16 protein-coding genes are annotated in these 20,927 nt (G+C 45.2%); 10 read left to right on the forward strand and 6 right to left on the reverse strand.

The genetic code is table 11. The features are described from left to right. Window positions 1-98: 98 nt before the first annotated feature. Window positions 99-1,952 carry a tetratricopeptide repeat protein gene (locus HRE53_RS01865; protein WP_235108858.1) on the reverse strand — a complete coding sequence of 618 codons (1,854 nt, stop codon included), beginning with the start codon at window positions 1,950-1,952 and terminating at the stop codon, window positions 99-101. A gap of 133 nt (window positions 1,953-2,085) precedes the next feature. Between HRE53_RS01865 and HRE53_RS01870 the strand changes: the two genes are divergently transcribed. From HRE53_RS01870 to HRE53_RS01895, 6 genes are all read left to right on the forward strand, one after another. Beyond that, on the forward strand, window positions 2,086-3,030 hold the full coding sequence (locus HRE53_RS01870) for a ribonuclease Z (RefSeq protein WP_212661970.1): 945 nt from the start codon (window positions 2,086-2,088) through the stop codon (window positions 3,028-3,030). Window positions 3,031-3,106: 76 nt separating this feature from the next. Further along, on the forward strand, window positions 3,107-4,174 hold the full coding sequence (locus HRE53_RS01875) for an ISKra4 family transposase (protein ID WP_235108859.1): 1,068 nt from the start codon (window positions 3,107-3,109) through the stop codon (window positions 4,172-4,174). Between the two features lie 191 nt (window positions 4,175-4,365). After that, window positions 4,366-4,659 carry a hypothetical protein gene (locus HRE53_RS01880; RefSeq protein ID WP_235108860.1) on the forward strand — a complete coding sequence of 98 codons (294 nt, stop codon included), beginning with the start codon at window positions 4,366-4,368 and terminating at the stop codon, window positions 4,657-4,659. 277 nt (window positions 4,660-4,936) lie between these two features. After that, window positions 4,937-6,307: a DUF4168 domain-containing protein gene (locus HRE53_RS01885; protein ID WP_235108861.1), complete on the forward strand. Its 1,371-nt coding sequence runs from the start codon at window positions 4,937-4,939 to the stop codon at window positions 6,305-6,307. Window positions 6,308-6,453: 146 nt separating this feature from the next. After that, complete coding sequence (locus HRE53_RS01890) at window positions 6,454-7,131, forward strand: response regulator transcription factor (RefSeq protein WP_235108862.1); 678 nt, start codon at window positions 6,454-6,456, stop codon at window positions 7,129-7,131. A gap of 52 nt (window positions 7,132-7,183) precedes the next feature. Then, window positions 7,184-8,500 (forward strand): cell wall metabolism sensor histidine kinase WalK, encoded by a 1,317-nt coding sequence (locus tag HRE53_RS01895; protein WP_212661973.1) that lies wholly within the window; start codon window positions 7,184-7,186, stop codon window positions 8,498-8,500. A 215-nt stretch (window positions 8,501-8,715) separates the two neighbouring features. Here HRE53_RS01895 and HRE53_RS01900 read toward each other — a convergent pair whose 3' ends face one another. Together HRE53_RS01900 and HRE53_RS01905 are read right to left on the reverse strand one after the other, a co-directional pair. Next, a complete protein-coding gene (locus HRE53_RS01900) occupies window positions 8,716-8,940 on the reverse strand; it encodes a hypothetical protein (RefSeq protein WP_010472706.1) in 225 nt (74 codons plus the stop codon). Window positions 8,941-9,338: 398 nt separating this feature from the next. Next, entirely contained in the window at window positions 9,339-9,860 is a 522-nt protein-coding gene (locus HRE53_RS01905; protein WP_235108863.1) for a Spy/CpxP family protein refolding chaperone, read from the reverse strand. 859 nt (window positions 9,861-10,719) lie between these two features. Between HRE53_RS01905 and HRE53_RS01910 the strand changes: the two genes are divergently transcribed. After that, entirely contained in the window at window positions 10,720-11,040 is a 321-nt protein-coding gene (locus HRE53_RS01910; RefSeq protein WP_235108864.1) for a hypothetical protein, read from the forward strand. Window positions 11,041-11,178: 138 nt separating this feature from the next. On the opposite strand, the gene HRE53_RS01915 is transcribed toward HRE53_RS01910, so the two are convergent. Beyond that, window positions 11,179-12,021: a DUF1350 family protein gene (locus tag HRE53_RS01915; RefSeq protein ID WP_235108865.1), complete on the reverse strand. Its 843-nt coding sequence runs from the start codon at window positions 12,019-12,021 to the stop codon at window positions 11,179-11,181. A 620-nt stretch (window positions 12,022-12,641) separates the two neighbouring features. Between HRE53_RS01915 and HRE53_RS01920 the strand changes: the two genes are divergently transcribed. Further along, the gene (locus tag HRE53_RS01920) at window positions 12,642-14,126 is read left to right on the forward strand and encodes a glycosyl hydrolase family 57 (protein WP_235108866.1); all 1,485 of its coding nucleotides are present in this window, start codon (window positions 12,642-12,644) and stop codon (window positions 14,124-14,126) included. An 86-nt stretch (window positions 14,127-14,212) separates the two neighbouring features. Here HRE53_RS01920 and HRE53_RS01925 read toward each other — a convergent pair whose 3' ends face one another. Beyond that, window positions 14,213-14,593, reverse strand: coding sequence for a hypothetical protein (locus HRE53_RS01925; protein ID WP_235108867.1), 381 nt, complete (start codon window positions 14,591-14,593; stop codon window positions 14,213-14,215). Window positions 14,594-14,813: 220 nt separating this feature from the next. On the opposite strand from HRE53_RS01925, the gene uvrB reads away from it, so the two are divergent. Then, window positions 14,814-16,820: an excinuclease ABC subunit UvrB gene (gene uvrB, locus HRE53_RS01930; protein ID WP_235108868.1), complete on the forward strand. Its 2,007-nt coding sequence runs from the start codon at window positions 14,814-14,816 to the stop codon at window positions 16,818-16,820. Between the two features lie 277 nt (window positions 16,821-17,097). After that, window positions 17,098-19,236, forward strand: a complete 2,139-nt coding sequence (locus HRE53_RS01935) for a hybrid sensor histidine kinase/response regulator (RefSeq protein WP_235108869.1) — start codon at window positions 17,098-17,100, stop codon at window positions 19,234-19,236. A 30-nt stretch (window positions 19,237-19,266) separates the two neighbouring features. Here the strand turns inward: HRE53_RS01935 and HRE53_RS01940 are convergent, their stop codons facing one another. Then, window positions 19,267-20,823 (reverse strand): protein kinase domain-containing protein, encoded by a 1,557-nt coding sequence (locus HRE53_RS01940; protein WP_235108870.1) that lies wholly within the window; start codon window positions 20,821-20,823, stop codon window positions 19,267-19,269. Between the last annotated feature and the right edge of the window lie 104 nt (window positions 20,824-20,927).

A 20,927-nucleotide genomic window follows, 5' to 3' on the forward strand; every position in this document is an offset into this window, starting at 1 on the left:
ACTATTAGATTCTGGCCCATACTTTTTCTTGACCTCCTCAAACTATGGGCCTGTCTTTTTATCAGAATGGGTTGTTCAAGAAATGTAGAGTTTATGTCCTAAGCTAAGGATTGCCGATATTCTGCTAACAGTTTTGGTAAATAATCATAACCATCAACGCCAATAATCATCAGCAATTGCTTTCGAAGATGACTTAGGTATTCCTGAAAAGCCTCGGGACCTAGCTGTCCATAAAGGATGCTGAGTAAGCCAGCGGGTTGACGCCAGGTTGATGATTCGATTTGAAACATTAAGTACATGGCTAAGCTACCGGTGTAAATAGCATTTTCAATATTTCCGAGTTCACGATAGGCTTCTGCTAAGTAGCAATAATTGAGGCTGACCAGCCATTGATCGCCAATAATTTCGGCGATACGTGTTCCTTGCTCAAGGATTGTAATGGCTGCTTGATATTTACCCATGATGACTAGCACGATGCCCAAGCTGTTAGTACACAACGCCTGACTGGGACGATCTCCCAGTTGCTCAGAGAGTTGTAGACCTTGCTCTAAATAAGGAAGGACGTTTTCATATCGCTGAGTATCTAATGGGTCTTCGGCCTGAATATGGAGAACTTCGCTATAACCAAAGTTGGCAAGAGCATTAGCTTCTCCCAATCGATCTCCACCTTGACGGGCAAGAATTAAGGCTCTCTGGCTGCTGGTGATCGCTGCAGAATACTCATGTTGTGAGAGATAGGTTCGACTTAAGTGGTTATAACTAGCAACCTCACAACGGAGATCTTGGGCCACACGAGCAATTTCCAGCGATTGCTCATGAAAACTGAGGGCTAGGTCATCGTGGCCAAGAGCGTGTTGTGTATACCCCAAAAGGATGAGAATACGAGCTTTTATGCCTGTGTTAGGGGTTTGTTTCAAGGGACTATCCAGATAGTCTAGGAGGGTTTGTAGCGATTCACCTGAAAGGGCTGTAAACAATCCACCGTATAGGGGGAAGTAGGATTGTTGAGCAAATTGGACTAACCCTTGCAATGCCATTTGAAAACAGGCTTCGGTCAGAATGGGTTGTCCTAATTGTTGAGACCGTTGTGAAAGCTGCCCCCAGACAATGGTGAAGGTTAAGTAGGTAGCGATGGAAAGACGTTTGCCTGCTTTGGAGTCATAGGGTTGCTGATCAAACCAGCGGACAAGGTTAGTTTGCAGTTTTTGCAAAACTAGAGCTAATTCTAGCCAATCGCTAATCTGAAGGGGTTGTCCGATTCCGGCTTTTGTAATTTCCTGATGTTGGGCCAAGTCCATAAAGACTTGCTGGAGGAATTGACTATCGACCGTCTTGGCCCAATGGCTCCAGGGACCCTGTTGTTCAGTAATATTCCCAAATCCAAGGGAGCTTTGGCTCTGGCTGTAGATCCAGTTCACCACTTGGGTCTCAATTTGTTGCCACGAGTCCAACCCTTGTTGGAGTCCTCTTGCTATCCCAATTAGAGCAGTTGATTCAGACGGTTCCAGATTATTAGGGGAGTGACTCTCTTGCTCAAGTGACTGTTTTAGCTGGCGAAGTTGGTCTAAAGTTAAAATTTCTTTCTGATTCGGATCGAGCACCATTAATAGATGCTGTAATCTCTGTTCATCAGGCGCTACCAATAAAGCCTGAACTAGATTGGTCAATACGGTATTACCCTGGTTTTGCTTTTGCCATCGTTCCCATTCACTTTGGATGGTCTTGAGGGCTCTTTGCTTACGAATGGCTTTGGCTTGCTTGAGTTCATCGTCAGCTTCTAGCAGTCCTTTAAGTGCATCTATACGCGTTTGTAAGCATCTTTCAAAGAGTTCTCCAGTCCCAGCGCTAATTTCTGCTTCTAAGATGTGGTAAATCTGCTCTTTGGAGCGAATATTGCCTTTCAAGGTATCTGCAACAATCTGATCTAGGAGTTCAAGGTAGTGATCGCGCATGGGTTCATGGGTTTGAATTGGTCTTAGCCTAGCAAATACCGTTAATTAGAGAGTAGTGGCTCATTTGTTGGGGTATAACAAGGATCGGGGAAAATAGACTAAACAGTAAATCAGGTATAAGGATAGTCGGGTTTTGCAAATTACCTTTCTAGGTACAAGTTCAGGAGTGCCTACGAGATCACGCAATGTCTCTAGTGTTGCCCTTCGATTGCCTCAAAGGGCAGAGATATGGTTGTTTGACTGTGGTGAAGGAACTCAACATCAACTGTTGAGGAGTGAGTTGAAGAGCAGCCAACTCAGACGCATATTTATCACCCATATGCATGGGGACCATATTTTTGGCTTGATGGGATTGTTAGCGAGCTGTGGTTTGGCTGGTAATACGGAACGGATTGATATCTATGGTCCTGCAGGTTTAGAGGAATATTTGCAAGCTTGTCGACGCTATTCTCAAACGCATTTCTCTTATCCGATACAAGTTCATACGGTTCAACCAGGAGAAGTTTTTTCGGATCAAGATTATTCAGTTGTCTGTGCTCCGCTGAAACATCGGGTTCCGGCTTTTGGGTATCGGATACAAGAATGCGATCGCTCCGGCCGTTTCGATACTAATAAAGCCATCAGCATGGGAATACCTGCAGGACCACTATATGGGCGCTTAAAGCGGGGAGAACGCATTACTTTGCCCGATGGGCGCACTTTTTTAGGCCAAGATTTTTGTGGACCTCAAGAGGTTGGACGAAAAATTTCCTACTGCACCGACACAATCTATTGTCCAGAAGCGGTTGAGTTGTCAAGGGATGCCGATGTTGTAATTCATGAATCCACCTTTTCCCATCAAGAAGCCGAATTAGCCTATCAACGCCTGCATTCGACATCTACAATGGCGGCACAAGTTGCCCAGACTGCAGGGGCTAAAAAACTCTTCCTAACGCACTTTAGCCCTCGATATGCCCCTAATGGTGCAACTGGGTTACAAGAACTTTTGGCGGAAGCAAGTGCCATCTTTCCCCATACCGAGTTAGCTTATGATTTCCTGAACTATCAAGTGCCTCGTCGCACACTTGCAACCGTGTAGAGGGGGGAGCATGTCACCTTTGCAGATTTATCTGAAACCGTTCAGGATATGAAGTGTTGCCCAGCAATCTTCAGCAATGAACTCAGATAAAACCGCTCAACTCAAAATCCATCTCGATGCGATAGCACAATTACTCTATGAGGAGAGCGACCCAGAAAACATGAAGACGCTAGAAGGCATTGAGATGACGGTGCGTCAGCAAATCCAGACCCATGTCAGTCCTGAACTCGGTCATTTTTTTATCCGCACAGTTACTGGCACAGCAGCAGGGCGCAACCGACAACTGAAAAGCACCTTGGGCGCTCTAAGGGTTACAACTCAACAGGCAAGTCGTCTAGCCGTTTCCTCCTACCGTCAAATCAGTCCTCATTTAGAGAATTGTTGCTTGCGCATCAGTGCCAATGTCTCCTACGCCCAAGCTGCTAAAGATGTGGCTTATTTAACGGGTATTCAGGTTGCAGCCAAAACCCAGCAACGCTTGGTCCATCAGCAACGGTTTCCTACGCCCCAGGCCCACGAAGCTTTAACTGAAGTGAGTGTCGATGGTGGCAAAGTACGCATCCGCACACCTGCAGGCCAACCTTGTCAGTGGAAAGACTATAAAACCTTAGCAACAGACGTGGGACTCATTGCGGATTATCACAATAATGCCCGGCTCATTGGCTGGACTCACCAGCAACCGTTAGCCTCTCCAGTGACCTGCTTAGGGGATGGTCATGATGGCATTTGGAACATCATTCGTCAGCTGAGCATACCTGAGCAACGACGGGAGATTCTGGACTGGTACCATCTGGTGGAAAATCTTTATAAGGTCGGTGGATCTCTCAAGCGTCTGCACCAGGCTGAACAACTCTTATGGCAGGGGAAGGTGGATGAAACCTTGACTCTGTTTGAATCGTTGAAGAAAAAGCAAGCCCAAGTCTTTTGCAACTATATCCGCAAACATCGGCATCGGATCGTCAATTATGACTATTACCAGAGTGAGCAAATTTGTTCTATTGGGTCTGGAGCTGTTGAATCTGCTATCAAACAGATTAGTCGCAGAGTCAAAATTTCAGGGGCGCAGTGGAATGAAAGCAATGTTCCGCAAGTGCTTGCACATCGGTGTGCTTATCTCAATGGTTTAATTGGCATGCAAAGGTGACATGCTCCCTGTAGAGGGGTTTCTGTCAACGGTTGTATCGGGAAAACATAGGTTAACAAGTCTAGTTAAAAATGAGTTTTTGAGAAGAAAGTACATCTATTTCCCAATTTCTTCACACTTTAAATTTATCCTCAGTATCTGAAAGAGTTCTAAAAAAGCTCTGTTTTATTACTTTGGTGGAGGTATTTGAAGTGAAACTTAAACTCATCCCAGCATTACTAACTTTAGGACTAGCCACATTCCTTGGCGCTTGTGAAACAGTTAGCGAAAATGCTCCAACTCAACCTGGGAGCGAAGCAGACGTCCCTCAGGGTGGTGCAGAATTAGAAGATACAGAAAGTCCCAAGTATCCCCCTGTACCTGATGCAGTTCCTGGTGATAGCCCTGACGAAACTTCTGGGATTCCCGCTGTACCTGATGCTGAAGCCCCTGCAATTCCAGATGCACCTGATGCAACAGACTCGACTGCCCCTCAAGCTCCTTAAGTTTAGAAGCAAAATTTCCCCATTCAACTGTTTCTTTGTAAAGAAACAGTTGAATCCCTTCTTGACTTGGAAAACTTAATTTTTGGCACAAGTCGCAAATGCTGTTTTGGTTCGTCCACAGTCGTGTGCATCCAAATCTCTCTGAATAGAGCAATTGTCAAGTTGACAATAGTTGAATGAATAGCCTTGTTCAGAACAAAAGCATTTACAACATTAATGAGCTGAGTTTTACAGATCACTCCAGACCATTCGTTACCTATTTTCATTAGGAGTACCTATGAATACTCAAAAGTATGTATCAACTTTGAAAATCTTCCCTACGCTGCTCGGTCTAGCAAGCATGAGTGTTTTGACCAGCTTACCTAGCGTTGCCAGCCAATCTTCTCTTCTCTCTAACTCATCCACACAACTGATAGCTGAAGCTCAAGCCCCTAAAGAGCTTTCTCCTGCTGCCTTGAAAGTTCTATGCAAGAACTTCCCTCTGAATTCTCGTTGCACTGGAGCAGCAACCGAAACTAGCGAAGATGCTTCAGCAACGGATAGTGCTCCTGCTGATACTACAGTATCTGCAGAAGAAGAATCGGCTGATTCCCCCGCCATGAGCGATGTTCCAGGTGGTGAAGTAGATGCTGCGGCTGAGCCGACAGATACTGCAGAGGGTGGCGCAGAACAACCCACCGAAACACCGACTGCCAGTGACGCTCCTGCTGACGATGCTATGGGAGCTACTGATGAAACGGATGCCGCTGCAGAAGGTGGTGCAGAACAACCTACTGACGATCCATCTGCCAGTGACGCTCCTGCTGACGATGCTATGGGAGCTACTGATGAAACGGACGCCGCTGCAGAAGGTGGTGCAGAACAACCTACTGACGATCCATCTGCCAGTGACGCTCCTGCTGACGATGCTATGGGAGCTACTGACGAGACGGACGCCACTGCAGAAGGTGGTGCAGAACAACCTGCTGACGATCCATCTGCTGGTGATGCCACTACACCGGATGCCACTGCTCCGACAATGACAGCTCCCACTGTCGCTCCTCCCACTGTTACTCCCCCAACCGTAACTCCCCCTGTTTCAGGTCCTGAAGGTGGTGAAGGTGGTGCTGCACAACCCGCTGATGATACCGGTGCCACTCCTACAGCTCCTATAGAGGAAACGAGCCCTGAAGGAGCAATGCCTTCAGAAACTGAACAACCCTCCAGCAGTACCCCTGAAACCACTCCAAGTGCTGATGCTTTAAAGCCAGAAGCTGATTCTGCATCAGGAGAACAATCCTCCATCTCTGAGGGTGAGCTTAAGCAATTTGCAACCGCCATACCTCAATTAAGTTCACTTGAGAAAACAACCAAAGGGGAAATTTCCCAAGTGATTGGTCAGTCAGGACTGACCCAAGATAAGTTCAATTCTCTATACAATGGGCAGCAAGCCAGTAGCCCAGCAGTAGATGCCACTGATGCAGAAAAACAGTCCTTTGAACAAGCAATGACCAAAATTCAGGCCATTGAAAAAAAGGGGCAAGCAGAGCAAGAAAAAGTGATTCGTTCCCAAGGACTAGAACCTCAGAGATTTAGTCAGATCTTAGCGGCTGTTCGCCAAGACCAATCCTTGCGAACCAAAGTTCAGCAGATGTTACAAACAAACTAGAGCAGTTCACTAAATTAGTGAAACTACTGTTTTGATAAGAAAACATTACGGCACAACCAGTTTGCCGTAATGTTTTCTGTATAGGACATCTGATGAGTAGCTGGATCTTCTCCAGTTAGTATTGAGACAAAGAGAGAAAAAGCGGCATGAAGCTTCTACTAGTAGAAGATGACGAGCGAATTGCAGAAGCATTGGCAGAAGATCTGACGGATCAGCACTATGCAGTAGATATCGCCCATGATGGAGAAATGGGCTGGGAGCTACTGGAGGCATTTACCTATGATTTGGTTTTGCTGGATGTTATGTTGCCCAAGATGGATGGTTTGACTTTTTGTCGGCAGATGAGAGACCAAGGTTTGGATATTCCCGTACTGATGCTGACAGCTCGAGATACCACAGCAAATAAAGTCGATGGGCTAGACGCAGGTGCCGATGATTATGTTGTCAAACCTTGTGAGTTAGAGGAAATATCGGCCAGAATTCGGGCCCTTTTGCGTCGGAGTCCCATGACTTCGCCACCAATCCTGGAATGGGAGGATCTGAAGCTAAATCCCAACACCTGCGAGGTCTTCTTTCAAGAAGGGCTGATTGCTTTGACTCCCAAAGAATATAGCTTGTTGGAGCTTTTTTTAAGAAACAAACGTCGAGTATTCAGTCGAGCCCAAATCCTGGAGCATCTTTGGGCTTATGAAGTTTTACCAGAAGAAGATACGGTAAAAGCCCATATCAAAGGGTTACGGCATAAGTTGAAAGGGGCAGGAGCCCCCAATGATTTAATTCAAACGGTCTATGGTTTTGGCTATCGTCTTAAACAGGTTTCGTAATCCTCTCTTTCAAGGATTGCGGTGGCGTTTATTGCTGTCTTACTTATTGGTTATGGCAGCAATCTTGGCCGTTTTTAGCGTACAAGTCTATGTCTTTGTAAGTCGACGACTCTACGCCCAAATTGATGCAGAGCTACAAACTTTAGCTCAATCTGCAGCCCTTTCTCTCTCAGATATTAAACAGGAAGGCAAGCCCTATCTCGATAAAGTAGATAAAGTTCCATGGCGCGATATCTTTAATCGAGACCGACATAGTTTGGAATGGTTCACAGCAGATGGTCGGTTGTTGGCTCGGAAAGGGGCGATTACACTTCACTTGCCACCCAAACTGAGAGAACAAAATATTGTTGTCCGAGTCATACGAGAAGAGAAGTCTTTTCAGGTTCGTGCATTTACTATTTCTGTTCATAGCGATGCCGATGCGCTAAAGCGCCCCTTACTAGAAGGATATATTCGGGCTAGTCAGTCCATTACTCCTGTAGAAAAAGCTCAGCTGAGGCTGCTTTGGGGACTAGGAGTAGGAGGAACGATTGCACTAGGTTTAGTCGGAATAGGAGGGTTGTGGCTAACGGAATATTCACTAAAACCAGTTGAGCAAAGTTTTTTGAGGCTAAAGCAGTTTACTGCGGACGCTTCCCATGAGTTACGAACTCCCCTAACAGTGATCAAAACATCTGTTGAGGTGATGATGAATCACCCAGAAAGAGTCCACCCCAAAGATGCAAAAAAACTGGCGGCTATTTCTAGTGCAACTGCACAAATGAACCGATTAGTTGAAGATCTACTCTTTTTGGCGAGAACAGATACATCTGTACCAACTGCCCGACGAGAATGGACTAGAGTGGCTTTAGATGAAGTCCTGAAGGACTTAGTCGACTTTTTAGATCCTTCTGCTCAAACTCAAGGGGTTGAATTAGTGACCCAAGGCATTGTTCCAATGACATTAGTTGGAGATGCCATGCAATTGGCTCGATTATTCTCAAATCTATTAAGGAATGCTGTGGCTTACACCCCTTCTGGGGGAAAAGTGACTCTATCTGTAGCGCGGACTAACCAGGTCACCATTATTAGTGTGGAGGATACTGGAATAGGCATCTCTAAAGAACAAATCCCCTATATCTTTAACCGCTTTTATCGTGTAGATAAGCACCGAGCTCGAAGGCAAGGAGGCTTAGGCCTTGGGTTGGCTATAGCTCAATCCATTGCTCAACTCCATAAAGGCAAAATTACTATTCAGAGTCAAGTTGGGGTAGGGAGTTGTTTCCGAGTTCATTTACCAACGGTACAAATGGGTGTCATTGAAGTATCTAATAACTCTATTCAGTTAGCTTCTAGGAGTACTCCACTAGTATCTCCAAAAGTTAAATAAAGGGTAGTGCCCCAACAGTAAGAATCGCTTAAACTTAGTATCATCAGTACTTTCACCAAACTCACCCAAATGTCTTAACCCTAAGTCTCTGAACAAATCAAAGGCTAGGAAGCTAACCTACCATCAGCTTCTTAAATACATTGAGGTAAAGGCATACGGAGATGCAACGGGTTCGTCACTAGTTGGAAGACCCGACTGACAGATACAGAGCATGATTAATAATCGCAAAAAAGTTCAGATTGCTTGATCAACTGCTGTAGTTCATCACATTCCATACCTTGAATCGCCATTGCAAGGCCAGTATGAACAAGCGCCAGTCTCTGTCGCGCTTCTGGGCTCAAATCTTCGGCAGCTTCTTCTGCACAATCTAGGATTGTAGCTGTCATGGTCAAGTTATCAAAGGTAACTGCTAATGCTTCGGCTAACAGGCTGGTTAACATGATCTCCCCGCTTTTTTCCTGAGTTCTCTTTTATCATCTGCCAAAGTAATTGAGAGCGAAACAGAGTTATCACGGATTTGTTCTGCGAGATGGCCCAAAACTCTAGTGGTTTACCCGGATAGAGATCCTACGTAGTCCGAGTTCGAATCACTGATAGGCTCTAGTGGTTTACCCGGAGGAGAATAAAAAATAAGACTCTGGAACTAGAACATTTCTGTCTGGTTACATATGATGCTCCATGGTGAATATCTATGGACCAGAGGAGGAATTCAATACTGTACTCAAGGCACTAAATCACACTTCCTATAGGTTTGCAGAGTAAGAAGATCTATTAACTACTCCAATAACCAGAATTCCCAACCTGCGTTTGGTTGGGAATTCGGTGTAAGTTTGTGGCGTTATTTCGCTTGAGAGTTTTCTGGCCCGTGATGTCGGCGGCCATGTCGGCGGCCCCAACGGCCTCTCCTTTGCTTCTTTAGCTCTGCCATTTTAGTTCGTTGCTCAGGAGTGAGAACTTGTCGAATCTTTAGTTTAGTTTCAAATCGGGCCTCACCCATGTCACGGCGCAAATCTTGTAAAATTCGATGTTGCGCTCTCAATTCATCATCAGATGCATCGCTAGCCATCAAGGTTTGAATTTTGTCTTTAGCCGCTCGCAAAGCTTCTCGTTTTGCTTGCTTATCCTGTTTATTCTGCTCCCGAATTTGATCGATTTCTGAGACTTGATCCGGGCTAAGATTCAGTTGCTGGCGGAACTGCTCTCGTCGACGTTTTCTAAATTCTTCCTTATTCGGTTTTTCAGTCGTTTCTTGTGCAATTGCGTAACTAGGAAACAAAGATTCGGTCGCAACAGTCAAACCATTACCTATTGGGAGTAATAGCGGTAGGGCAGCCAGTAAATAAACAGCACGGAATTTCATACTAAAAAACCTCTTGTTTGGAGATGTTGGGTGATGTATGTGCATAAGTGCTCCCAACGCTCTAATCATAAGAAAAGCACTACTATGACCGAAAGGATCACATTTCCCAAATTGGTATGGATCTAAAGAACCGGATTGGAGTAGTACCAAAGTTCTAGATCTCAGGACAAAAAACGAAGATGGATAAACTTCACTTTAGTCCGGTTCAGACAATTATGATTTTCAGGTGTACCTAACAAAGACTTTGACATAAGCATTCTTTTGGTGATTAAAAACTATTTTCAGGCATAGTTTCAACACTCTTGCTATATTTTCACTAAAAAATCATTTCTCTCCAAGATTGTTTATTTACCTCATTCAAACCTTGATATCATTCAATCCCTAAAAACAAGGCATACAACTCTTGAATTAATTAAATCCTAAAAGAATACCCCATCCTCAATAAATATGCTGCCTACAAGATTCACGAAATATCTAATAATTCATTCATAGTCTGATTTAAGAATAGGGACGGGACAATAGTCTTAACGGAAGAATTAAATCTAGAGATCTTGCAGATCAAACTTACTAGCATATAGCTCAATATCTCTCTGAGATTAAACTATGACGATAGATCCAGAACTAAAAACTCAGTAAGATCACGCTGACAAGCAGAAAGTATCACATTGTTCATGTGATCCAAATCGGATGATTCATTGGCCTTTACCGATAAGTTAGGAAAAGAGAGATAAACAGATTAGAAGCAAGTTCATTGCTCTTCTATTAATAAGAAATAGAGACTCTAGTATCACTTCATCTAATATATCTCTGGCAAATCAGTCAACGTTCTTATTCTATTTTTCTGTTGGAAGAATCTATCATGCTAAAGCCAATTAAAGTTACGCTGCTAGGTCTAATGGCAGCAACCACAACCACACTTGCTATCCCCCAAGCTAATGCTTACTCTTCATCGTCGGTTGGGCAACAATCAGAAGCTGCAGAACAAACTCAAAGTACATTAGTAGTATCTCATCATCGCTGGCGAGGAAGACGCAAATTGCGTCGAGTACGCTGGCGCAAAAAGTGGGTATGCTTCAAGCGCCCTGTCGTTTTCTATCGCCATGGACGTAAAATCGTGAAATTCAAGCGCCACTGCCACTGGAAAAAGTTCCGGGTACATCATGGGGGACATCATTTCTAAAATTGATGCAAGTTGATTTCAACCTCAGGCCTGAGATTCATCAATAATGTCATCGATTCAATATAATTAAGCGGCTCTAGAAAACTTCAATCCCATAAAGCCGCTTAATTGAGAAACTACAAAGTCTGGCGCAGTCTTTTAAAGGGCCTTCAGAAATTCAAGTACAGTCTCGACAAGGGCAGGATCGCCCTGGCGATAACCCATAGGTGTGAGATGTTCACCTTCCAGCTCTCTCATTTTGGTAGGTTTATTGGGTAAATTAGCTTTCAGCCAGTCAACGGTATCTTTAGCAATTTTATCTTTTGTAAAAGAGATTAACCCCATAAGACCGAATAATTGACTTTCTTTTATGAGGCAATAGGTCTCTTCTACGCTGGGTTTAACATCTAAGCCCAGACGTTTAACAAAATCAGCAACTGCTTTTACTGGTATCGCACTTTCAATGCCCGTAATAGCTGGAGCCATCAGTATAGAAGGCTGATTCAATAGAGAAATATCTTTGAAATCCACCCCATTTAATCGATCTTCAAGTTCCTGGTACTGATCCCGTCCAACACAGCCTCCTAAGATCTCTTTTTCTGACTTGGTTTCTAGATCCGTCAATAGCTCGAGTAAAGCTATATATTTATTCCCTAAGCTATGTCCCAACCAAAAATAATTCTTAGCTGCTGACTTGGGATCCTCTTCATAAATTTTATAATCATAGTCTCGACGTTTCGCCTCATCTAGAATGGCTTGACGGAGAGCTCTTTGCTCACGCACTAATCCGATTGCAACAGACCAATGGCGAAATGTGAATCGATAAGGCAATGCAATGATTGTATATCCTTGGTCATAGATCTTTTGTAGGAGAAATCGGTAAAAGATGGTGGGGAATGACCCAAAAAAAGCACCACCAATAAATTGAACAACCCCCACAGGCTTGGGATGGATTGCAACCCAACTAAATTGCAATGGTAAAAACTTAAATGTTGATTGCATAAAAACCCTCATCAATGATGAAATTTAGAACAATCGAATAATGAGCAATTTCATTAGTTAAAAAATGCCACCATTCACCTAATCCAAAAAAGAAGAAATAACTGCCTATTATTAAGATTCAAATTCATCCTGAACTTATGAGATAAATACCAATAGTAAAAAATAAAGCTATTATCTCGGCCTAGGTATGAATCAGAGAAACTAGAGGCCCCATAAGCTATATCAGCGATATCTTACTTTTTTTATGCAAGTATGTCTGTTAAAGACAAAGCTTGGGAATATTTTTTTACTATCAAACCTTGCTGCATCCATAAATCCAATTACATATTACTAAGAGAATAGTTATTGCAACGATACATAGTTAACATTGGGGAAGTTGTCGTGTCTTGACACTAATCACTACAGCAATATCCAGTCCCTAGACCCATGACAAAAAGGAAGTCTTTTCAATAACGTGCATACAGATGCTGGGCGTAGAAAGTCGGTCTTTTCAGAATCCTGACAATTGTTTATAGAATTTAGCTGAGCTTAAGCCTATTTCCAGAAAGAGTGATCTATCATCTGACAGGAAAATCTTCCGAATTGATCGAAATCCTCACTATTGCAAGGATTAAGCCTTTATGATTGCAACTGCACCATCGCCTGATTCTCATCAAGATGATCTTCAGTCTCTGTTACCCAATCTCACAGGTCGGGAATCAGAACTAGCAGCTCTGGCGAACCACTCTGAACCGATTTATTTACCCACTACTGATCTACGGCTAGAGAACATTCACTCCAGTTTTGCTTGTGCCCTTCATATGCACCAGCCCACCATTCCAGCCGGCTCTGAGGGAGCATTGATCAGCAACCTGCAGCATATGTTTGAGAATCCTGGCGATGGTGATAACCATAACGCTGAAGTTTTTGCCTGGTGTTACAGCCGAATGGGAGATTTTATCCCTGAATTGGTAAGCGCTGGCTGCTCTCCAAGAATTATGCTGGATTACTCCGGCAACCTTCTGTGGGGACTCCATCAGATGGGTCGGAACGATATTCTGGATAATCTGAAGAAGCTGACTTGTAATCCTCAATATCAACCCTATGTTGAGTGGTTGGGCACCATGTGGAGTCATGCTGTTGCACCTTCCACACCCATCCCCGATTTAAAATTACAAATTCAGGCATGGCAGCAGTATTTTGCCAGCCTGTTTGGGGATGAAGCACTGAAACGGGTCAAAGGGTTTTCTCCCCCTGAAATGCATCTGCCTAACCATCCCGATACCCTCTTTGAATACATCAAAGCTCTGAAAGAATGTGGTTATCGTTGGCTGATGGTACAAGAACATTCTGTTGAGCGCCTAGATGGATCAGACTTATGGCATGACGATAAGTACATTCCTAATCAGCTCGTAGCCCGCAACTCACAAGGCGAGACCATCAGCATCACCGCTTTGATCAAAACTCAAGGTTCTGATACGAAGCTTGTTGCTCAAATGCAGCCTTACCACGAGGCCAAAGGTCGGGGACGCCAAGAAATTGGAGGTATCTCAGTCCCCTCTTGTGTGACCCAAATCGCCGATGGTGAAAATGGGGGCGTAATGATGAATGAATTCGCTCGTGACTACCAGCCCGTTTGGCATGAGCTGAAAAATCAAGGATCTGGTGTCGCGGGCATCCATGGTACGGAGTATTTAGAGCTATTGGATGCTGCGGGCGTAAGTCCAGACGATTATCCCACTTGCCAAGCGGTGGGCCAATATAAGATTTGGAACAAGATTGGGACTGACACGGTTAGCCCGGAAAAGGTTGAAACCGCGATTCAAGAGCTACAAGCTACCGATCATCAGTTCCATATGGATGGGGCCTCTTGGACGGACGACTTGAGCTGGGTGAAGGGGTATGAGAATGTTCTCGAACCCATGAATCAGTTGAGCGCCTTGTTTCATCAGAAATATGATCCATTAGTCCAAGCTGATCCAACCACTACTCAACAGGCTGATTACCAGGAAGCTTTACTCTATGTCCTCTTAGTAGAAACGAGCTGTTTCCGGTATTGGGGCCAGGGGACTTGGACTGACTATGCTCGTGAACTATTTCGACGGGGGGAAAGTCTACTGAAGTAGTCATTTCTTTGATTGTTATATTTAGGCCAGGATTGCTCTTTTAGGTAACAGTCCGGCCTAAATACCTATAGCTGGGAACAAGCAGCTTAATACATGTTGTCAATTAGTGCGCTGGAAAGGGTATTTGCCCCCCGCCCATAGCCGCTCACCATCACAGTGACACGCTTATTGGTACGATACCGTTTAGCAAATTGAGAGCAATCAATAATCGCAGAATAATCGGCATTGTCAGCGAATATAAACGGGGTATTGTTGATATTCACTTCTGGCTTTCGCACCTTGAGCCCCTCCTGCCGGAGGGAAACAGTGGCTCTGCGCATACAATCCCATTGATTTAATCGGACCGTACCGTAGCGATAAAAGAGGGCTGGCCCTGCAAATGCGCCAAAAGTGCTGACGGCTTGAACACCGAGGGCGACAGATGCCATCACTAATGCTTTGGTAGAAATTTTATTGAACTTAGACATGATGTATTACTCCTTTCTGTGACTCAAGCAGAAAGCGTGAATCCTCTATGTAGGGGCTGTTTGACCTGCTTTGATATGAGTCCTTGGTTGTCTTTAATCTAGGCTGTATAGATGGGACTGAACGTGACAGTTGTCACGGGTTTTCATTGTTCTATGTCATGCTGCTGCCGTACATCGAAAAAATTCGGCATTATAAAGAGGCAGTCACCTCTTCGCCCTAATGACAGCTTTTGACCTCCATGCTCCATTTGTCCCTAAAGGTGATCAACCCCAAGCCATTGAGAAACTGACCGCTCTCCTTCAATCTGGCCATTCTAGGCAAACTTTGCTGGGCGCTACGGGTACAGGTAAGACCTTCACGATGGCTAAGGTGATTGAAGAGATTGGTAAACCCACGCTAATCCTGGCCCATAACAAAACGCTAGCTGCGCAGCTCTGTAACGAAATCCGTTCCTTTTTTCCCAACAATGCGGTTGAGTATTTCATCAGCTATTACGACTATTACCAGCCTGAAGCCTATATTCCGGTCACAGATACTTTTATTGAAAAGACAGCTGCCATCAATGAAGAAATTGATATGCTGCGGCATTCCGCGACACGATCGCTATTTGAACGTCAGGATGTCATTGTGGTGGCATCAATCAGCTGTATTTACGGTTTGGGTATCCCTGCTGAGTATCTCAAGGCCTCAATCCCCCTCAAAGTTGGAGCTGAAGTTGATCAGCGGCAATTGCTGAGAAGTCTGGCAGCCGTGCAATATACCCGCAATGATATGGACTTAGGGCGGGGGCGATTTCGAGTCAAAGGAGATGTTCTGGAGATTGGTCCAGCCTATGAAGACCGGATTATTCGGGTGGAGTTTTTTGGGGATGAGATCGATGCCATTCGCTATATCGATCCCGTTACTGGAGCAACATTACAGAGTCTCGAAGGACTGAATGTTTATCCTGCCCGCCACTTTGTAACGCCAACAGAACGATTGGAAATGGCAGTTGAAGCCATTGATGAGGAGAGAAAGGCACAGGTCGAACATTTAGAAACGGCCGGGAAACTTTTGGAAGCTCAGCGCCTCAACCAACGGGCTCGCTACGATCTAGAGATGCTGAGAGAAGTTGGGTATTGCAATGGAGTAGAAAACTATTCTCGTCATCTGGCTGGACGGGAAGCAGGGGCTCCACCTGAGTGTTTGGTGGATTATTTTCCTCAGGATTGGTTGTTAATCGTAGATGAGTCTCATGTATCGGTCCCCCAAATTCGGGCCATGTATAACGGCGATCAGGCTCGCAAGAAAGTTCTGATTGATCATGGTTTTCGTCTACCCAGTGCGGCAGACAATCGCCCCCTTAAGTCCGAAGAATTTTGGCAAAAAGTTAACCAGTGTGTGTTTGTGTCCGCTACTCCAGGGCAGTGGGAAATAGAGTTATCAGAAAATCGGGTAGTGGAGCAAGTTATTCGACCGACGGGGGTAATCGATCCAGAAATTTTTGTCCGTCCGACAACTGGCCAAGTGGATGATTTACTAGCTGAGATTCATGAGCGAGTCAGTCGCCAAGAACGGACTTTGATCACCACCTTAACCAAACGGATGGCAGAGGACCTGACGGAATACTTTGAAGAGCGAAGCGTGCGAGTCCGATATCTGCATTCGGAGATTAATGCCATTCAACGTATCGAAATTCTTCGGGATTTACGCCAGGGAGTATTTGATGTCTTAGTTGGGGTCAATTTATTGCGAGAGGGGTTGGATCTACCGGAAGTTTCTCTTGTAGCCATCTTAGATGCTGATAAAGAAGGGTTCTTGAGAGCTGAGCGTTCTCTGATTCAAACCATTGGCCGGGCCGCTCGCCATGTTCGAGGCCAAGCTATTCTCTATGCTGACAATCTGACGAATAGCATGGAAAGGGCTATTTCCGAAACCGAGCGGCGTCGGACCATTCAGCTTGCCTATAATGAAAAGCATGGCATCACTCCACAACCGGTCAAAAAAGGATCTGATAATGCGATTTTGGCCTTTTTGGAGGTCTCCCGCCGCCTCAATACCCAAGAACTTGAGGATGCCTATGAACAGGCAGATGATCTACCCTTGGAGAGTGTGCCAGAGTTGATTACCCAATTGGAGGCAAAGATGAAGGAATCAGCTAAAAATCTGGAGTTCGAAGAAGCTGCAAAGTATCGAGATCGCATCAAGAACTTGAGATCTAAACTCTTAGGTCAAAAGTCTCCTTGATCCCCTTGCCTTTTCTTTGGGCAATATCATCTTAGGTCTGCTTTAAGTCCATCCTTTTTTATGAAGTCTCGATCTGCTAGAAACTCTGGCATTTCATGAAATAATACAAGCAGCCACTCTAGCTCAAGATTTTCATTCGATTTCTCCATACATCGCTTTTTAGTATCCTTTCTCGTCCTAATACCTGCAAATCTCACCCAAAGTTCTCCTTTATATCTCTTTATCAGTATCGATATTGGCCAAACTTTCAAGCCGATCATGAACTAAGACGATAACTGTGTTATTCGAACAAACAACTGTCGGTGAGTTTTTGCAGCAGACATTAGTCTGTCAAGCTGACACTCCCATTCAAGAAATATTAGATATACTCCAGCATCAAAGTTCTGCATCTCCAGTTGCTCAGTCTGAGGATGAGTCTGGCGATGGGGTCGATCTATCCCAATTAGTGGTGGTTAATGCACAGCAGCAACCCACTAGTCTCATTCCCCTAGCGCAATTTATTCATTTATTTATTGCTGAGCAAAAGTCTCCTGACGCTGTTTCTCCTCAGCAGCCGATTGGAGAATGGGGCGATTTACACAATCAACCCTTGCAGCAGGTAGCGGCAACGAACTCTCTCAAGCAATTTTGGCAATATTTACAAACTTTTTCCCAAGATCTCAGCTTGTCTTGGGCCATTGTTGAGGATGAAACCGGCAAATATTTGGGGTTATTGGATACGCCTAAGTTAATTCAATTCCTGGCCCATCATGCCCCCTTGAGTGTTGCGATCAAGTTTTCCTCGGACTTAAAAAGTTCACTTTCACCTGCCTTAGAGATATCCGATACACCACCCGCCTCAACAGAGTCATTGCCCCCTCAAGATTCAATCTCTGCCGCTGCTCCATTGAGTGCCGAACTATTGGCTGAAATTAGCCATGAACTCAAATCTCCCCTCACGGCAATTCTGAGTTTGTCCAATGTTCTGAGTCATCAGGGCATTCAGAATTTATCTGAGCGGCAGTTGCAATATGTGCAGTTGATTCATCAGAAAAGCCAGCATCTGATGGGTATCCTCAATACGTTACTGGACTTAACTCAACTTCCTGTCCAAGTTCAGCCTGAAGCACAAACAGCTGTTGATATTGATTCGCTGTGTGACGATGCGATCGCACAAGCGAAACGATACTACCAACTGGAAGAAGGCACAGCGAATCAGGCTTCTCTCATCATTCGTCGGCATCCCCAGGGAGTCCTCAGCTCGATCACAAGTGATGAGCTGAAATTACGCCAAATCCTGATACATCTTTTGCACAACGCTTTAGGAGCGACTCAAGGGCAATCCTCCATCGAACTGGGAGTTAAGCAGTGGCAAGGGTGGACGATCTTTACCATTTCCGACCAGGGTGCTCCAATTCCCCACCTACAGCAGCCCCTTATCTTTCAAATCCCCCAAACTTGGACGATTCCAGACCAAGACATTCTCGGTAAAACAGGGCTAGGATTGGTGCTGGCCCATCGATTAGCAGAACAGATGTCAGGGGATATTTCTTTTATCTCTGGACCGACTCAGGGCAATACCTTCTCCTTGTATGTGCCTCCAGACCCTCTTCAAAGACAGCAGACTAAAACCACCCAAGGTTTAGTTCTTCTGATTGCCACAAATCCCAATCTAATTGAACAAGTGAGTCAGTATCTGTCTGATCAATCTTTACAAGTTGTCGTGGCCCGTTCAGAGCCAGAAGTCGCTCAGAAAATCGCCTTATTCAAGCCTCAAGCCGTTATCCTACAAACTCTGCTTACCACTGGCTCAGGGTGGGATATTCTTTCACTCCTTCAACAGCGAGATAGCGATTGTCCCATCTTACTGATAGGAAGCACCGATGACTGTCTACGTACTACTGATAGTGTAGATGGCTGCCTAACCTTACCCGAACTTCAACCCGGCTTGGCACAATGGTTAGAAACTTGCTTAAAAGCCAAAATTTCAACCTATGGTTCTGCCCCTAAGCAGAAAAATCTCGCCCCCTCTAACTCTCCTAAAGCGCAAAAATTAACCGTTCTCCATCTAGACGGCAATCTAGATCAATTCGGCAATACCTTACCCATTGATATTAGTCACTCGCTGTATGAACATCAGTGGAGAGTGATATCGACCACAACTTTAGATGAAGCTGAGTTATTAGTAGATATTTGGCAGCCCGATGTCATTCTCTATACAGATGATGATTCTGCTCCCTTCTTGAACATGGCCGCAGAATCTCCCTTAGTCTCCTTCCCCTTTGTTATTCTTCACCCTGAAGTCCGGCAGATAGCCCTTGAGCGGGGAGACCTGGAGGTCTTTTCTCATGCAAACATAACCACACTTTCGAACTCTGAACTATCAGAAGTATCGTCACTGCTAGAAATACTCAACCACTCCACCGCAGCCGAGTAGGGGCCGCAAGTTATTTTGAGTCAAGGGAGATTACTGGAAGCTTTCTGGAGATTCTGATGGAAGCGGTGTTGAGAAATCAGGCCGAGCAAAGGGGTCGAACGGAGATGGCTCTGGGCTGGGAGCCAGGCTGTCAGGATAGGAGTCTATTGGCGCTTGAAGGGTAGGATCCGGGCCTAGGGAATCAGGACTAAGAGGGACGGAGTCCTGAAGGGTGGGATCTGGCCCAATATCACCCTGATCAAACTGAGGATCAACCGTTGGTTCTTCTAAAGTTGAGGGAATGGGGGACTCAAGAGGTGTTTCAATCGGAGTGGGCAAAGTTTCTAATTCCCTTCTGGTCGTCCCTGGCTTAGGTAGAAAATCTTCATTTTGAACCGGGGCAGCCTTTGCAGGCACTTGCGGGTTCGCGAACTGATTCTGGTAATGAAACCGTAGCAACAGGCCAAAGGCAATTCCCACAACACCTGAGAGCACTGAACACACGATTAATGCTCGGAAGGGAAATCTGGGAGGCGCGGAATAAGGTTGGAGACGAGTGGTTGACACAGTCTGGCTGGGCTCCTGGCTAGGGACTGTTGATTCTGAAAGTGTTGTCGGAAGATCCTCAGTCTCAGGGGCTATAGATAATTGCTCTGAAGGGTAAGGAATTGCTGGGCCTGAAGGTTCTGGGGCTGGAGGTTCTGAGGCTGGAGGAGGAGAGGTCTCTAGAAGAGAAGAGTCTATTGAGGATACAGGTTTCGCAGTTAGGGAAGGGGAAGCTGCGCCTATGTTACCCGATTCTGTTGGGAATGATACAGGGGGAGAAGGTGCCTTGGGTAGGAGTTTCATCCACTCTGAGATAGATTGAGGGCGATGCTGAGGTTGCATCGCCATTCCCCGTAGCAGGGCAACAATCGTTGCCTGGCTTAGGTCTGGGTGATGCATTTCCAAGCGAATATGTTGCCGCTGGGAAGCTGCTATCGGCATTTGCCCCATCACCAAGGTGTATAAGGTTGCGGCTAATCCATAGATATCGGTTGTAACGGTTTGTTGACCTTGAGCGGATTCAGGTGCTGCATAGGCATGAACCAGAGGAGGAGGCAAACTAGGGTTGCTGGGTTGCCAAACCCAATTCACAAGCATCGGATGATCAGTATGGGGAGGGTCAACAACATTTTTCGGTTGAACATCTCCATGCCGAAGCTGCTGCTGATGCGCTTGGTTCAAGCCGTTAGCAATTTGGGTGATTTGGGCAATCGCCTCCGCTTCTGATAGGGGCTGATTTTTTCCATTTATGGCCCAGGTCTGTTCTGGTAGCTTGTCCCTGACCAGAAAGGGGAGAACCGAATCTACAAAAACGTCTCGGATGGGTTCTAGGGAAGGATGTTTTAAGCGCTGCCAAGCTTGAGCTTCTTGTATGAAAGCATCGCGATGTAGGAGGATTTTTTTAGGGTGTTGACGGGATGGATTAAGGGTATTGATCAGAACAGGCTGCTGACTAGGTAAATGAGTGCCCTCATAGGTTAGCTGCAAGCCCTGATGCCTGACCAGTTGCTCTAAACGATACGTTCCTTTTTGTAAAAGTGTTCCGAGGGGAAGCAAAACCATTGTTGGCAGAGGGGGGCGCATGGTAGCTAACGGCAAGGAGGAGGGTTAGATCATGAAGATGCTTGTAAAATTCCTTAGGTTCCTGGCTAATTATTGTTTCCCTA

Origin of the sequence: Acaryochloris sp. 'Moss Beach', assembly GCF_021497025.1 — a bacterium.
GTDB classification, from domain to species: domain Bacteria; phylum Cyanobacteriota; class Cyanobacteriia; order Thermosynechococcales; family Thermosynechococcaceae; genus Acaryochloris; species Acaryochloris marina_A.